The following is a 16,214-nucleotide window of genomic DNA, read 5'->3' on the forward strand; positions in this document are numbered from 1 at the left end:
GCATCAAAAAAACCAGTCAACTCGCTATTTTTATAAATAATCGATAATTTTTAGCGAATTTATTGCATGAATACGTTAAACTATCAGCCTGCTATATTACTCGCCCCCCGATACATGTAGTTTTATAAAAAGAAGGAGAATTGATGCCGCATTCAACACCTCTCATTACCACCATTGTTGGTGGGTTAGCACTTGCTTACATTTTAGGCATGATTGCTCAACGGCTAAAAATCTCACCTTTAGTAGGATATCTTGCTGCGGGTGTACTTGCCGGTCCATTTACTCCCGGCTTTGTTGCTGATACCTCCCTCGCGCCTGAACTCGCTGAAATTGGCGTTATTCTGCTAATGTTTGGTGTAGGTTTACACTTTTCGTTAAAAGATCTGATGGCAGTAAAAGCGATCGCTATTCCAGGTGCTATTGCGCAAATTGCAGTAGCAACACTATTAGGATTGGGATTATCCGCATTTTTTGGCTGGGGCTTATTTAGTGGCATTGTATTCGGTTTGTGTCTATCAACAGCAAGTACTGTTGTTCTTTTACGAGCACTTGAAGAAAGAGGCCTGATTGATAGCCAACGAGGTCAAATTGCTATTGGTTGGTTGATTGTTGAAGACTTAGCAATGGTGTTAGCCCTTGTACTACTCCCTGCTATTGCCAATATGCTGGAAAGTAGCGATCAAACTAATGTTTCTCAACTGATGATTAATTTAGGTATCACTATCGGTAAAGTGGTGGCCTTTATCTTAATCATGATGATTATTGGTCGTAAGCTGATTCCTTGGATTTTAGCTAAAACCGCGGCAACAGGCTCTCGTGAACTGTTTACACTGAGTGTACTCGCCCTTGCTTTAGGTATTGCTTATGGCGCTGTAACCTTATTTGATGCGTCTTTCGCATTAGGGGCATTCTTTGCAGGCATGGTGCTTAATGAGTCTGAATTAAGCCACAGAGCGGCTCAAGATACTTTACCGTTGCGAGATGCTTTCGCGGTTCTGTTCTTTGTGTCTGTCGGCATGTTATTTGATCCAATGGTATTAATTGAGCATCCGTTTGGTATCTTAGCAACGCTGGCTATCATTATTATTGGTAAATCCGCCGCTGCATTAGTCCTTGTACGAATGTTTGGGCATTCCAGACGCACCGCTTTAACCATTTCAGCCAGCCTTGCTCAAATTGGTGAATTTGCCTTTATTCTTGCGGGTCTCGGTGTCGCGCTAAACGTTTTAGAACCAGATGCACGTAATCTTGTTTTAGCGGGTGCTTTAGTTTCTATTATGCTAAACCCCGTTCTGTTCTCTTTATTAGATCGCTATCTGGCAAAAACAGAAACCAAAGAAGAAATGGAACAGTTACAACAAGAAGAGCTGGAAGAAGAGATGCCTGTTCCTGTTGATATTTGTGGTCACGCTATTATCGTCGGTTATGGGCGAGCAGGAAGCATGCTTGCTGATAAATTATTAACTCAATCTATTCCATTAGTTATTATCGAAAATAGCCGTAATAAATTCGCTGAATTAAAAGAGAAAGGTTTAAATACCGTACTGGGTAATGCATCAACAAAAGAGTCACTTGCTTTAGCCCGTATTGATTGTGCGAAATCTTTATTACTGACGATACCTAATGGTTATGAAGCTGCAGATATCGCTGAAACGGCAAGAAGTATGAACCCGGATTTGAATATCATTGTTCGTGCGCATTTTGACGATATTATCGTGCGTGCTAACTATGATGAAGAAGCTTCTTTTATTCTTGAAAAAGGGGCTAATCACGTCATTATCGATGAAGATCAAACGGCATCGGCAATGGCGAATATGCTAATTAAAGAAGTTGAATTTGGCTGTGCTATTGATGAAACACCTGAAAACGGTCAACAAATCATTGCACCGAGTGCTGCGCAATAATCACATACAGTGAGTCACTTAAATCCACAGAATTTAAGTTAACAAAAAAACCTATCAATAAATATTGATAGGTTTTTTATTTCACACTAACAAAAGAAGATTTAGAAACAAGACAAAATTAACGTTCCCAGTAGGCTTCTTCCAAACTATCTTCTTTTTCAGGTAAACCACGCGTCAAACGTGGAGAGTGCTGACTGAGTACTTGATAACTCACTCGATTAGCATATTTACACACTTGTGCTAATGATGAATAAGTTAAATAAGTCCGTGGATGCTTACTTGAGTTAGGCACATTAATACGATGATAGCTATTCGCTGTAATATCATGCAGTAATGCTGATAATGCCGCATCGCCCGCACCATTTGTATTCATGATTTTTTCAGGACCACCCATATAAGGCTCAATATGAGAATACACTTTCTCCGGCTCTTCACAATCTTTACGGCGCATTGCACGACTAAATTCATAACGATTAAACTCAGCAATTGCCCCTGGTAATAAAGGATGCGTAGTTTGGCGCTTAAAGTCGTGTTCTGTATAACCGCCCATATAAAGCCCAGCAGGTCCCGCGGTACAAAGCACTAAATCAACCCATTCTAAAGCAACATCCGAAGCCAACAGAGGATCCGCATGTCCTGTTAATTCAAAAGCTTCATCTTCATTCATTGCGACAACAGAAACGTGCTCTTTTAAGAAATCACGCCACCATTGTGGATCATCTGCAATCACATATTTTGTCCCAAGCGTGAGAACGACAGGCACATCATATTTTTTCGCATACTCAATCGCTTTCATGGTCGCTAAGGGCATCGGTTCACCGGGTTTACAGCGAACTAAGTAAGCCGTTAATACCAATGCGGAAGCTTCTGCAATCACCTCTTCAGGAATGCTTTCAGGTCTAAGTTGATTCATTTGACCCGGGCTAATCGCAAACGTACGCTCACCATTTTCAGTGATCAACGTAAAACAGCGCCCAATAGCACCATCAACACCTTGGAGGTGATTAAGATCAGTACGGCTAGATGTGTTACATAAATAACGATAAGCATAGCTACCAATCTGAATGTTATTACACATAGTGCCTAATAACACCGAGCGATCGTCAGCCAATACAGAGTAGTTATGTAACGTATTACCAATAGTGCCACCCGCGAATTCGTGTGTTATCAGATTATGGTCTGTTAACTCACGATAAAGTGCCTCTGCGACATCATCTTCAATAACAAGAGAGTGTCCCTGACTCAAGTTATAACGGTGAATAAACGCTTCATCAACTTTCGCTTCAATATCAACCAAGGTTTGGTCAATACCTACGATATAAGCGCGAGAAGATTCGCTCTCCGTCATATTGATGATGGGTTGTAATAAAGGATCTCGTAAACTAACGGGAAAATAGTGTTTGGATTTTCGTTTGCCAGGGAATTTCATTGTGAACAATGCTACACAGCTAAAAAAGATGCGCAATGTTAACACAATATTGTGGGAGAGGCAGTAGGTGTACGTCCGTACACCTACTTATTTAAAGATATTTTTATGCGGTTTTACGACGGCTTCTTGCCATATAGCTCAGTAAAACACCCATAACAGATAGAATGAAACCAACAAAAGCAGCACCAACTAAAATCAGGGCACGTTTAGGTGCATCTTTTTTAGTTGGCTCATAAGGTTTCAGCATATATTTGAATGGTACAAATTGAAGATCATCTAATTTTACTTTTTCTAATTGCTTCATATTGTATAAGCGGTTTTTCAGATCAGCACTCACCGTTGTTGGGTCAGTAATCGCTTCAGTGATCGCTAATTTGCTACTTAATGCATCAGAACCCATAGCAATAGAGTAATCTGGGTCATCTTTAATTTGTGCACCTTCACTGGAAATAGGTTTTTTCACTCCCGCCGCATTCGCAATTTCTAACGCATATTTTAGGCGTTGCACATTCACATTACGCGCATTAGCGATACGCTCTAAATCCATCTCATAGGCTTTTTGCGCAAAGCTTAACTTACGCTCAATTTGATCATCAATTTCGTCTTTTACTTCTACACGTACTTTAGTCGAAATAAAGCGAATATAACCAGAAAGTAAATCGTAAGCTTCTTCAGGCGTTGGGGCGGTAAAGCTGAGATTAATTTCACCACTAAATTCTTCTTCACTATTTTTAGCATCTGAAGCTTTTAAATTAATATCTTTCGTTACTATCGTTTCAATTAATCTACGTTTATCCAGTGGCGTTGGCTCTTCCATTTTTGCCAACAAGTTTTTGTAATAATCTGTACTCACTAAATATTCTTCACGTAATACACGAGAGTTATAGTTATTAATAAACTTTTGATAAACAGATGAACCATTCACACCTGTATCAACATCCACTAAGCTAAGCTCAGTCAATGTTGCTCTTAATTGCTTCATTTCATCCAGCATTGGCTTGGTAATTGCAGCTTGGCTCGTCCATTTTTGTGGTAAAAAGCTTGCAACAGTAAAGCCAACGATAGCAAATAATAACGTAATACCAATAATGACAAATTTTGATTTATAAATAACAGAAAATAATTCAAAAAGATCGATTTCATCATTCTGTTTTAGATAGAAATCGTCAAAATGTCCTTTATCAATTTCTGAAGATTGTGGTTTTGAAAGCTTACTATTCATTTTCCTGCCTAAATTTATGTAATGCAGTGTCCGTTTATCAGCACTTTTAGTGATTTCCACTAAAAGACTTAAAAAATGAGAAAAGATAAGTTTATATATAACTGAAATATGATCAAATTAATATATCATCAAATCCGATAATTTTATTTATCGAATTCAGTAATTATTTTTCGCATACCTCTCTGATCATCGCTTCTAATAAGTCAATATGCTCTGGATCATCATTTAATGCAGGAATGTATTCGTACTGTTTACCACCACCATGAATAAAAAACTCTCGATTCTGTTCATTAATTTCTTCTAATGTTTCCAAGCAATCAGATGAAAATCCTGGGCATACAACCTGCACATGTTCAACCCCTTCACTTCCCAGCTTTTCCATCGTTTTATCCGTATAAGGCGATAGCCAAGGTTCACGACCAAAGCGTGACTGAAATGTCAACATGACCTGTTCTTTAGGATAACCTAACTGCTCTTCTAATTGCGCTTTTAGTTTTTCTGTTGTGAGGCAACACTCATCATAATAAATATCACCCGTTTTGATAAAGCGCTCAGGAATACCATGGAAAGAGAGAACTAAACGATCGGGTTTACCATATTGCTGAAAGCTTTTCTCAATAGAGGTGACTAACGCTTTGAGATAAAGCGGATGCGTAGGATAACTACGAATAAAATGAAGAGAGGGTATTGTACGCCTATTTTTAAAAATTCGACTAACACCATCAAATACCGCAGCCGAAGTAGAGCAAGAGTATTGAGGGTAAAGTGGTAACAAAATAATGTTCTCAACACCTTGTTGTAATAGTTTTTCAACTCCTTCATTGAGTGATGGATTGCCATAACACATCCCTAACTCCACGGGTATATGAGGTAATCTTTGAGCAACAGCCCGTTGTTGCGCTCGGCTATAAACTAAAAGTGGTGAGCCCTCATCCATCCAAATCTGTTGATATAACTTAGCCACTTTAGGTGAGCGAAATGGTAGTATCGCCCCTTGTAATATTGGTTTCCAAATCAAAGGAGAAACATCAACAACTCGAGGATCACTAAGAAATTGAGCCAAATAACGTCGAACAGCTCCCGTTGTTGGCGCATCAGGTGTGCCAAGATTAACCAAAAGAACACCATACTTAGCATCATTCATACTATGACTCCTTAGAGTTATTTTATTAGGATAACCAAAGAGTAGAAGAATAAAGGAAAATAATAGATTGTGCTTGTCAATTTATTGGATCAGTCTTTTTACCTTATTTTAAAGAGATAAAAAAAATCCCGGCTCAACCGGGATTAGTCATCATAATGACGAAATTAGCCAAGGATACTTTTTAGTTCAGCATTAATTTCGCTTACTTTTTGTGTACCATCAACTTTGAAGTATTTCGCATTACCTGCTTTAGCTTCATTTTGGTAATAAGAAACTAACGGTGCAGTTTGAGTATGGTACTCAACTAAACGTTTACGCACTGTTTCTTCTTGGTCATCTTTACGCGTTGTTAATTCTTCACCCGTCACGTCATCACGATTTTCCACTTTAGGCGGATTAAATTTTATATGATAAACACGACCTGATGGTGCGTGAACACGACGACCAATAATACGCTCAACAATGATTTCATCAGGTACAGAGAATTCCAGTACGAAATCCACATTGATACCCGCTTCTTTCATTGCATCAGCTTGTGGAATTGTTCTTGGGAACCCATCCAACAAGAAACCATTACGGCAATCGTCTTGTTTGATACGCTCTTTAACTAACGCAATAACTAATTCATCAGTCACTAACTGACCATTATCCATCAGTGCTTTTGCTTTCAGTCCTAGTTCTGTACCGGCACTAACTGCCGCACGTAACATATCACCAGTTGAAATCTGTGGGATACCATAGTTCTCTTTAATGAATTGAGCCTGAGTGCCTTTACCAGCGCCTGGAGCGCCTAGCAGAATGATACGCATCGCGTAAATCCCCTTGCATTTAATTTTTTATATTTAAACTCGAAAACGCATTACCATACCATTTTGTGAGGTCATCGCTCAAGAAATCACGGTAGCGATTGCATTTTATTTTTATCGAAAAAGAAAAAACCACGCTCTCTTTTCAGAGAAACGTGGTTTAAATGTTTGAAAACGAAAACAGTTACGCTTTTTGAACTAAAAGTTGATTCACTAAGCGAATAAACTGGTTTGGATCTTCTAAAGAGCCTCTTTCAGCAAATAAAGCCTGATCCAGTAATAAATTTACCCAATCTGCAAAGAGTGCGTCATCCGTAAGTTCTGCTGTTTTCTTCACTAATGGGTGATTTGGGTTTAGCTCAAAGTTGTATTTCACTTCTGGCACTTGTTGTCCTGCTGCTGCAAACAATTTTGCCATTTGTGTTGTCATTTCGTCAGCACTGGTTGTCACAATTGCAGGAGTATCTGTTAAACGATGGGTTAATTTCACATCTTTAACTTTATCCCCTAGCAAGGTTTTAATACGTTCAACAAAAGGAGCTAATTGTTTATCTGTTTCTTCTTGCTCTGCCAATTTCTCTTCATCAGCAAGTTTATCAAGAGATTCATCAGCTTTACTTACAGACTGGAATGATTTGCCATCAAACTCAGTCAGGTAATTCATCATCCACTCATCTATACGATCAGATAACAGCAGTACTTCGATACCTTTTTTGCGGAACAACTCTAAATGAGGACTATTTTTCGCAGCCGCATAACTATCAGCGGTGATGTAATAGATTTTTTCCTGACCTTCAACCATACGGCTAACATAATCTTCCAATGACACTGTTTGCGCATCACTGTCGTTATGCGTTGATGCAAAACGTAGTAATTTTGCAATAGTTTCAATGTTAGATGAATCTTCTGCGGGGCCTTCTTTCAAGACTAAACCAAACTCTTTCCAGAATGATTGATACTCTTCCGGCTTGTTTTCTGCCAATTTTTGTAACATCTGTAATGCACGTTTCGTTAATGCACTGCGTAAATTACGTGTCACAGAGCTGTCTTGTAAAATTTCACGCGAAACGTTTAGCGGTAAATCATTAGAATCCACTAATCCACGGATAAAGCGTAGGTAATTTGGCATAAACTGCTCAGCTTCATCCATGATAAAGACGCGCTGCACATACAGTTTTAAACCATGACGTTGTTCACGATTCCATAAATCCCAAGGCGCTTTTGAAGGCACATATAATAAGCTTGTATACTCTTGCTTACCTTCTACGCGGTTGTGTGCCCAGCTTAGTGGATCTGCAAAGTCATGAGAGATATGTTTATAAAACTCTTTATATTCTTCATCACTTACTTCAGCTTTATTACGAGTCCAAAGTGCTTGCGCTTTATTAATTTTTTCCCATGTTACAGTGCCGTCTTCTTCATTTTTCGTTTCAATTTCAACAGGCAAAGAAATATGGTCGGAATATTTACTAATGATACTACGCAGGCGCCAATCATCTAAATACTCATCTTCACCTTCACGTAAATGAAGTGTAATTTCTGTACCACGCTCCGCTTTTTCAATATCAGCAACGGTGTAATCACCTTCGCCTTCAGACTCCCAAAAAACACCTTTATCTGCACTTTCACCAGCCGCTCTAGTGCGTACTGTTACTTTATCTGCAACGATAAACGCAGAATAGAATCCAACACCAAACTGGCCAATGAGTTGGCTATCTTTAGCTTGATCTTGTCCGATTGATTCTAAGAATGATTTTGTACCTGATTTTGCAATAGTACCGAGATTATCAATAACTTCATCACGGGTCATCCCAATACCATTATCACTGATAGTCAGAGTACGAGCTTCTTTATCAGTGGAAATGCGTACATGTAACTCACCGTTATTTTCATACAGCGCTGCATCTGATAATGCACGGAAACGTAATTTATCAGCCGCATCTGATGCGTTCGAAATCAATTCGCGAAGGAAAATTTCTTTATTGGAGTAAAGAGAATGGATCATTAATTGAAGAAGTTGTTTAACTTCTGACTGAAATCCTCTTGTTTCCTGACCTTTCATACTCATTTTTACCTCAATTAATCCTAATTTGGCGAAAAAAATCAATATGAGTAAAAAGTGGGGATAGTTAAGCAAGTTTCAAGGGTTGAGTAAAAAATTAAGCGAATAAAAATGATTAAGTGTCTTATATGATTAAAATTTGAATCCAGATAATACTTACTGTCTGTTTTTCTCTCTGTTCTCAAGCGTATTTTATTAACGCAGGACTTCACCGCTAAGTTAAGTTCTCATCTTAGCGGTAAGTAATCTTATGTTATATCGCTATTTTTGGGCGTCATTGACAATAATAGCGTCAGCACCTGCAATTGCTTCATCCAATGCATGTTTTATTGTATCAGCATGAGCAAGCACAACACCAAGACGGCGAGAGCCTACAATTTCAGGCTTAGCAAAAAGGCGAATTTGGCGATCCGCCTTCAACGCTTTTTCAATACCAGAATAAACAATATTTGTACTATAAAGCGCGGGTAAAATAACCGCCGATGCGCAAGCACCTAATTGGCGGATCCCCCCAATGGGATAGCCTAAAAAAGCACGAACATGAAGAGCAAACTCTGATAAATCTTGAGAAATGAGTGTTACCAATCCTGTATCATGAGGGCGAGGTGAGACTTCATTAAAGAAGACCTCATTGCCTTGAACAAATAATTCAACACCAAATAAACCATAACCCCCTAAGTTTTCAACCACTTTACTCGCGATATGCTCTGCTTTAGCAAGTGCAATATCACTCATTTTCTGAGGCTGCCACGATGCTCGGTAATCCCCCTTTTCTTGTCGATGCCCAATAGGAGCACAAAAATGGATCCCATCAACAGCATGAATAGTCAGTAACGTGATCTCAAAATCAAACGGGATCATTTTCTCTACGATAACGCGCCCTTTTCCTGCTCTCCCTCCCTCTTGCGAATACGTCCAAGCCTGAGCTAAATCGTTTTCGTGACGAATAACACTTTGCCCTTTTCCTGATGAACTCATGACAGGTTTTACAATACAAGGGAAGCCGATTTCTAATGCGGCTTTTTTAAAGCTCACCTCATCGTCAACAAATTGATAGTTTGATGTAGGTAAGTGTAATGTTTCTGAGGCTAAACGACGGATCCCTTCTCTATCCATCGTCAGCTTTACAGCACGCGCACAAGGAACAACGTTTTGCCCTGCTTGTTCTAATTCAATCAGTAACGTCGTTGCTATAGCCTCAATTTCTGGAACAATAAAATCCGGTCGCTCTTGTTCTATAACTTGTTTTAATGCATCGCTATCAAGCATATTTACAACATGATGGCGATGAGCAACATGCATAGCAGGAGCATTGAGATAACGATCAACGGCAACCACTTCAATACCTAATCGTTGGCATTCTATCGCGACTTCTTTGCCTAATTCACCCGCACCTAATAACATCACTTTTGTTGCATTTGGTGTAAGAGCCGTACCCAGCACTGTCATTTTTTATCCTCGCCATTAATAAAAACCGCAACCACGCAAACGATTGCATTTCATATAGCATAACGGATTTAGCGTGATAGAAAAATAGCCAGACAAAAAATAATCAAGCAGGGAAATAAAACAATTACACCGTTTGGCTACGTTTTCCTTTTTGAATTTTTAGATAATTAAGGCGTTTTCGAATAAGCGCTAAGATACAGCATAAAAGCCCTAACCAAATCAGCGAAAAACTCACGCCTTTTACTTCATCAAAAGCTTCATGGAATAAGAAAACAGCCAGTAAAAATTGAATGGTCGGTTCAATATATTGCGCCAATCCGATGACAGTTAATGTGGTTCGTTTAACGGCTGCGGTAAAGAACAATAATGGCAATATAGTGACAGGTGCGGTTAAAACATAATAAAAACGCGTCAGATTGTCAGCAGAAGGTAGTGCACTTTTATCTGTTATCAATAACCAAATAGTAACCCCTATTGCTAATGGCATTAACCAGAGCGTTTCCATAAATAAAGAAGTGATCACATCAAAACGAATAAATTTACGGATCAAACCGTATACAGCAAATGCGCCTCCCATCATAATAGCGAGTACAGGTAATTCGCCGTACATCCACAATTGATAGCCCACACCCGCACAGATTAAGACGACAGCCCACTTTTCTGCTGGATTCAGCTTTTCTTTAAGAAAGATAACGCCTAATAAAATTGAGAAAAGTGGATTAATAAAATACCCTAAGCTCGCTTCTAATACTTGTTGATGTGTTAATGCATAGGTAAATGTACACCAAGAAACGGCCATCGCCATTGAGCTAAATAGACACATAAAAATAGAGCGCTTATCTTGTAAAACAGCGTACCATCGTGTCCTATTTTTAATAAAGAGTCGTACGAGTAATAAAAGAGGAATAGACCAGATCAAACGCTGAGCCAACATTTCTAATGGTTGCGCGCCAGGTAACAGCCGATAAAACAGAGGGGTTATCCCCCAAAGAATATAAGAAAAAATGGCTAATACCGCGCCCGATTGAGCCCACATTTAATGTTCCATCAATAAAAGTCAATAAGATTGAATATCATACGCTTAAAATGGGCGAAACTATATGATCAGCATCGCTGATTGCTCAAACATCAATACGGCGATAGAGATAAGATAAAAAAATCTCCATAAATAACCACTCCGAGAAAAGTCGTTATAAATGGAGAATAGGAAAATTCCATTAAGGGAAAACCGTGGTAAAAACCACAACCAGAAAAAATGGGTGAAATGTTAGAAAATCTCCCTAACATGTAAAGGCGGTTGTTGCTGAACAAAATCATGTAATTTTTTACGACTGGGTGCCGCTGCTATCGCTCCTTTTTGAGTGGTGGCTAAAGCGCCACAAGCAGCCGCTTGCGTTACTATTTTTGATAAATATGGTTCATCTTCAGCAAACCCATATTCAGCAAGCGCAGCGAGCAAACCCGACATAAAGGCATCACCAGCCCCTGTTGTATCAATACATTCAACGATAAAGGCACTAAATGCGATTTGAGTATTTGGTGTTAAAACTAAACAACCTTTAGAGCCTTGAGTGATCACTTTTAAACGAGCGGGATAATCTTCTAATTTTTTAAGTGCATTATTCAATGTCACTTCTTGTGTCATCCACGTAAGTTCATCTTCTGATAATTTTAATATGTCAGCTTTATGCGCATAATTATCAATAATTTCGCGCATTTCTTCATGATCACGCCACATTTGAGGACGCAAATTAATATCAAAACTCAGTAGTGAACCGCTTTCTTTAATATTTTTGATTGCACAATCTAAGGTTGAGCGACAAATAGGATTAACTAATGCTAACGAGCAAAAATGCAAAATATCTTTTTCAAACGCAGGCAACGATTTTTCTGTTAAAAATTGATCGGCAGACTCAGCAACTAAGAAAGTAAAATCACGCTCACCATTTTCTTGCAAAGAGACAAGAACAGTACTGGTACGGTGAAACTCATCAAATTCCATTGAACCAGTATCAACCCCCAGATCAAACAATGTTTTTTGCATAAAATGGCCGAACGCATCTTCACCGACACGTCCAATAAAACCACTTTTTTGACCCAGTTTAGCCACACCCGCCGCAACATTGACAGGCGCGCCCCCTGCGCATGCTTCATATTGCATGTTTTGCAATGGGATCAAGTCAACAACAGCGTCACCTAAAGACCAGACTTTCATAATCTCTCCAGAAGATAAGCAATTATTTTTCTTAACTATATTCTGTTTCTATGACTATTCATAACGAAGAAATAAAGATATTGCTCGTAAATCCACACTGATAACGTTAACATAATAAGATAATATGATAAAGTAAATTTCATACATCGTATTTTTTCACTCTAAATGTTATCGTTAACAACAAGAGTAATAGTGTGATTAATCTGTTCCTTACCTTTTCTGTACGCTTAAAAACACACTATTCACGCTAAATAGAATAAGGATAATGATATGAAACACCGCTTAGAACAATCAACAAAGGCCTTAAATACTTTAATTGAAAAACGAGGTAATAAATTTTATCCCCAGTTTCATTTAGCCGCGCCTGCAGGTTGGTTGAATGATCCTAATGGTCTTATTTATCATGATGGTTTATATCATGCCTTTTATCAGCACCACCCTTATTCTCAAGACTGGGGGCCAATGCATTGGGGACATGCCACAAGCTCCGATATGATCCACTGGCAACACCAACCGATTGCACTAACTCCGGGAGATGACTACGACAAAAGTGGTTGTTTCTCAGGATCAGCAATTAGCCATGAAGGCAAACTCTATCTTTTCTATACAGGGCACAACTGGTTAGCAGACGAAGGTGATGATAGCCAAATCTATGAAGCACAATGTGTTGCTATTAGTGAAGATGGTATTCATTTCGAGAAAAAAGGGATCGTCTTAGAGCCACCTAAAGGTTATATGCATTTTCGTGATCCGAAAGTCTGGTATCAAGAAGGTAAATGGTGGATGGTTGTTGGTGCGCGTGATGAAAAAGATCAAGGACAAGTCCTACTCTTCTCTAGCGAAACCTTATTTGTAGAGGGTCAGCAGTGGAACAACGATTACACTGTTTTAGGGAAAACAGATGATAAAAATGTTTATATGTGGGAGTGCCCTGATTTCTTCCCTATTAGTCAAGAAAACGAATTTGCCATTGTCTTCTCACCACAAGGAAAACGCGCCGAAGGCTATCAATATCGCAATCTCTTTCAATCAGGTGCATTAATTGGCCAGTGGTCACCAAATCAACCATTTAAACCACAAGGTCACTTTATTGAACTCGATAATGGTCATGATTATTATGCACCACAATCATTTACGACACCTGATGGCCGTCGTGTTTCTATGGGATGGATGGATATGTGGAATTCACCAATGCCTTCAAAATCTGAATTCTGGTCTGGCTGCTTTACCCTCCCTAGAGAAATCACTTTTGATAAATCCAAAAATCGCTTACGCATGATCCCCGTTAAAGAAATCGAATCATTGCGCCAAAAAAAGCAGATGATTCAACCTGTTACACTCAGTAATCAATCTATCGAGCTAATAAATAATGCTTCCGCTATCGAACTCGATTTAACGTTCTCTTTAGACAGCCACGCTGAAAAATTTGGCTTATGGCTAGGTGAAGGTCTTGAGCTCTTTGTCGATAATCAATCACATCGTTTCGTTCTTAACCGTCATTATCCTCAGCACAACATAAGTGGCGCGAGAAGTATTCCATTACCTGAAGGTTATGAATTGAATTTACGTATTTTTATTGATCGCTCATCAATTGAAATCTTTGTCAACAAAGGTGAATTTACCCTTAGTAGCCGATATTATGCTCAAGAAGAAACTCAAGCTTTACGTCTTTTTGCCATGAATGGTGATGCAACATTGATTAATGGTAAATATTGGCAGCTAAATAGTATTTACTCATATTGAGAAGATAAGTAAGACGTGAGTCTTTAAATAGACTCACGTTCAACTAATTGACAAGGTACATGTAGGGTATCTTTATGGTTTCGTTCTTGAATAATATGTAACGTCGCTTCTTTACCTAATTCATAATGAGGCAATTGTACGGTCGTTAAGGGTGGATAAAACAACTCTCCTGTACCAATCATATTATCAAATCCCAAAACAGCCACTTGCTCTGGGATCTGTAACCCCATAGAAAGTAAAACTTGGTACGCTAAAAACGCAATACGGTCATTACCACAAATGAGGATATCAAAGTCAGCTTTTTGATGAATACAATGCTTTTTCAATATTTCAATGACATCACGGTAGTGCTCATCTCCAAACATCATCGTATATTGTTGAAGATCCGCCAATGGCAACCCAGCTTCTTGCCAAGCATCTTCAACCGCTTTACGACGAATAGGACCAGCAACAGACTCTGTGGGTATATAAAAACACAATGGGCGACGATACCCTTTTTCGATGACTTTTTTCATCGCAAAGTACTGCCCATGATAATCATCAGGAATATAAGTTGGAAAAGCGTGGGTTTTATCCAAACAGTTTGCTAACACTAAATTCTTATCACGCAACTTTTCATGTACCGTGATTTCACGCAACCCCATCGTGGTATAGATAATCCCATCTGGGCGTTGAGCCAAAAGTTGCCAAATGGCATTTTCATAACAATCTTGTGCAGTCAAATTGACCACAAATGAACTCCAACCAAATTCTCTTGCGGTTTGTTCTATGGATAAAATCATTTCAACAGAAAATGGTGTCGTGGCGGTATCAATCGCTAAAACACCAATTGATGACACTTTTGTTCCTTGCCCACGAATTTTTCGTGCAGAATAATCTGGAACATAGTTAAGTTGATCAATCGCATTTTGGACTTGTTTCAGTGTTTCTGGTTTTAATAACTCAGGGTTATTAATTGCTCTTGAGACTGTCATCAAAGAAACGGAAGCAAGTCGAGCTACATCTTTCAGTGACGCCATAGCATTGGCTCGATTGGTTTATTAAAAAGGGACAATAGAAATAAAGTGCTATTTTACAAGAAGTAAAGTCAAAAATCCACAAGGGGAATTATATTGTAACTAAATACGACAATTAATGACTTCATAAAAAGGCACCCAAATATATTATTTTTTTACTTATTAAATGGGTTCAATATAGTTAAAATCACTTACGAAAAAAAACTTAGTTACAATTAATATTAGTTATTCCTCCCTTCATTATAGAAATAAATTATTCTTATATATAAAATGCAAATATTGAAACAAAACAAAGTTCTGATATTTTATCTATAATATAATACAGAAGTATTAATCATTTTTAATTTGATATATTCTGAATATGGCTCCGTTGCATGAATGTTACCCTACATCAAAAAACTTATAAATTAGTCAAATTTCGTTACTCATTCACTTTTAGTGTAAGAGCAGAGTAAAACCAGGAGCAACATATGGAATCAATAATCCACTTAATCACTTTTGAAGATGACAGTACAAAAGTTCAACTTAAAGCTGTTCTTTCTTCTTTAGCGGCTAATGTGAAAACCTATTCAAATGAACAGGCTTTCTTGAAATACTATTTTTCATCGATAAAAGGAGCTCATAAAGAGTGCATCATAATTAATACAAAAAACAGTGCAGCCCCCTCAATTGCACTGATTAAAGAACTCAACAAATTGAAAAATATCATCCCTGTTATTATTATTTCGGGGGACAGTTCCATTGAGAGTTGTCGTAACGCATTTAAATCAGGGGCATTTGAATATTTAACTCGCCCACTAAATGTGAATGAGCTTCTTAATATTGTCTCGGAATCTTTCCTACATTATGAAAGTGAGGTTGAGGAATTCCGAACATATATATCTTTAAAAGATAAGTTTAGTAAGTTATCTAATAGAGAAAAAGAGGTTATGGAGATGATCCTTGAAGGAAACACGAGTAAAGAAGCGGCAGAAAAACTTTCGCTATCACCTCGTACCGTTGAAGTTCATCGTTCAAACATGTACACAAAATTGAAAATAAGATCACTACCACAATTAGTACAAGAGTATGATTTCTTTAAAAAATATGACTTAAGAGCAAGCTGATTTACAATGTGATTTTTATTTATCAATAGGTTGTATTATCTGGCGATATAACAATATGACCTGTTTAATTTTCATTATATTTTTATTAATGAGAAAAATCTGTGCCTCTAAAAATATT

The 16,214-nt window shown here is 38.2% G+C and carries 12 protein-coding genes; 3 read left to right on the forward strand and 9 right to left on the reverse strand.

The genetic code is table 11. The annotated features are described in order from the left end of the window. The first annotated feature begins 143 nt into the window (after nt 1-143). Nucleotides 144-1,904, forward strand: a complete 1,761-nt coding sequence (ybaL, locus tag SB028_RS15105; protein WP_260664720.1) for a YbaL family putative K(+) efflux transporter — start codon at nt 144-146, stop codon at nt 1,902-1,904. A gap of 118 nt (nt 1,905-2,022) precedes the next feature. Here the strand turns inward: ybaL and SB028_RS15110 are convergent, their stop codons facing one another. From SB028_RS15110 to SB028_RS15145, 8 genes are all read right to left on the reverse strand, one after another. After that, on the reverse strand, nt 2,023-3,333 hold the full coding sequence (locus tag SB028_RS15110; RefSeq protein ID WP_069367345.1) for an inosine/guanosine kinase: 1,311 nt from the start codon (nt 3,331-3,333) through the stop codon (nt 2,023-2,025). A 103-nt stretch (nt 3,334-3,436) separates the two neighbouring features. Continuing rightward, nucleotides 3,437-4,555, reverse strand: a complete 1,119-nt coding sequence (wzz(fepE), locus tag SB028_RS15115; protein WP_069367338.1) for an LPS O-antigen length regulator Wzz(fepE) — start codon at nt 4,553-4,555, stop codon at nt 3,437-3,439. 163 nt (nt 4,556-4,718) lie between these two features. Further along, on the reverse strand, nt 4,719-5,699 hold the full coding sequence (hemH, locus tag SB028_RS15120) for a ferrochelatase (RefSeq protein WP_069367337.1): 981 nt from the start codon (nt 5,697-5,699) through the stop codon (nt 4,719-4,721). Nucleotides 5,700-5,863: 164 nt separating this feature from the next. After that, nucleotides 5,864-6,508, reverse strand: coding sequence for an adenylate kinase (adk, locus tag SB028_RS15125; protein WP_069367336.1), 645 nt, complete (start codon nt 6,506-6,508; stop codon nt 5,864-5,866). A 181-nt stretch (nt 6,509-6,689) separates the two neighbouring features. Then, complete coding sequence (gene htpG / locus SB028_RS15130; protein WP_069367335.1) at nt 6,690-8,573, reverse strand: molecular chaperone HtpG; 1,884 nt, start codon at nt 8,571-8,573, stop codon at nt 6,690-6,692. Nucleotides 8,574-8,828: 255 nt separating this feature from the next. After that, nucleotides 8,829-10,016, reverse strand: a complete 1,188-nt coding sequence (gene purT / locus SB028_RS15135) for a formate-dependent phosphoribosylglycinamide formyltransferase (protein WP_069367334.1) — start codon at nt 10,014-10,016, stop codon at nt 8,829-8,831. 124 nt (nt 10,017-10,140) lie between these two features. Beyond that, complete coding sequence (gene rarD, locus SB028_RS15140; RefSeq protein WP_069367333.1) at nt 10,141-11,052, reverse strand: EamA family transporter RarD; 912 nt, start codon at nt 11,050-11,052, stop codon at nt 10,141-10,143. Nucleotides 11,053-11,283: 231 nt separating this feature from the next. Continuing rightward, nucleotides 11,284-12,231: an aminoimidazole riboside kinase gene (locus SB028_RS15145; protein WP_069367332.1), complete on the reverse strand. Its 948-nt coding sequence runs from the start codon at nt 12,229-12,231 to the stop codon at nt 11,284-11,286. A gap of 270 nt (nt 12,232-12,501) precedes the next feature. Between SB028_RS15145 and SB028_RS15150 the strand changes: the two genes are divergently transcribed. Further along, on the forward strand, nt 12,502-13,974 hold the full coding sequence (locus SB028_RS15150) for a glycoside hydrolase family 32 protein (protein WP_069367331.1): 1,473 nt from the start codon (nt 12,502-12,504) through the stop codon (nt 13,972-13,974). Between the two features lie 23 nt (nt 13,975-13,997). Here the strand turns inward: SB028_RS15150 and SB028_RS15155 are convergent, their stop codons facing one another. After that, nucleotides 13,998-14,993 (reverse strand): LacI family DNA-binding transcriptional regulator, encoded by a 996-nt coding sequence (locus SB028_RS15155; protein ID WP_069367330.1) that lies wholly within the window; start codon nt 14,991-14,993, stop codon nt 13,998-14,000. 467 nt (nt 14,994-15,460) lie between these two features. On the opposite strand from SB028_RS15155, the gene SB028_RS15160 reads away from it, so the two are divergent. Continuing rightward, nucleotides 15,461-16,096, forward strand: coding sequence for a response regulator transcription factor (locus tag SB028_RS15160; RefSeq protein WP_069367329.1), 636 nt, complete (start codon nt 15,461-15,463; stop codon nt 16,094-16,096). Nucleotides 16,097-16,214: the final 118 nt, after the last annotated feature.

Source organism: Proteus vulgaris (genome assembly GCF_033708015.1).
Lineage (GTDB): Bacteria > Pseudomonadota > Gammaproteobacteria > Enterobacterales > Enterobacteriaceae > Proteus.

What these genes read in the sequence shown, in the direction of transcription:
- ybaL (WP_260664720.1), top strand. Translation starts at nt 144, where the DNA reads ATGCCGCATTCAACACCTCTCATTACCACCATTGTTGGTGGGTTAGCA.
- SB028_RS15110 (WP_069367345.1), bottom strand. Translation starts at nt 3,333, where the DNA reads ATGAAATTCCCTGGCAAACGAAAATCCAAACACTATTTTCCCGTTAGT.
- hemH (WP_069367337.1), bottom strand. Translation starts at nt 5,699, where the DNA reads ATGAATGATGCTAAGTATGGTGTTCTTTTGGTTAATCTTGGCACACCT.
- adk (WP_069367336.1), bottom strand. Translation starts at nt 6,508, where the DNA reads ATGCGTATCATTCTGCTAGGCGCTCCAGGCGCTGGTAAAGGCACTCAG.
- htpG (WP_069367335.1), bottom strand. Translation starts at nt 8,573, where the DNA reads ATGAGTATGAAAGGTCAGGAAACAAGAGGATTTCAGTCAGAAGTTAAA.
- purT (WP_069367334.1), bottom strand. Translation starts at nt 10,016, where the DNA reads ATGACAGTGCTGGGTACGGCTCTTACACCAAATGCAACAAAAGTGATG.
- rarD (WP_069367333.1), bottom strand. Translation starts at nt 11,052, where the DNA reads ATGTGGGCTCAATCGGGCGCGGTATTAGCCATTTTTTCTTATATTCTT.
- SB028_RS15145 (WP_069367332.1), bottom strand. Translation starts at nt 12,231, where the DNA reads ATGAAAGTCTGGTCTTTAGGTGACGCTGTTGTTGACTTGATCCCATTG.
- SB028_RS15150 (WP_069367331.1), top strand. Translation starts at nt 12,502, where the DNA reads ATGAAACACCGCTTAGAACAATCAACAAAGGCCTTAAATACTTTAATT.
- SB028_RS15155 (WP_069367330.1), bottom strand. Translation starts at nt 14,993, where the DNA reads ATGGCGTCACTGAAAGATGTAGCTCGACTTGCTTCCGTTTCTTTGATG.
- SB028_RS15160 (WP_069367329.1), top strand. Translation starts at nt 15,461, where the DNA reads ATGGAATCAATAATCCACTTAATCACTTTTGAAGATGACAGTACAAAA.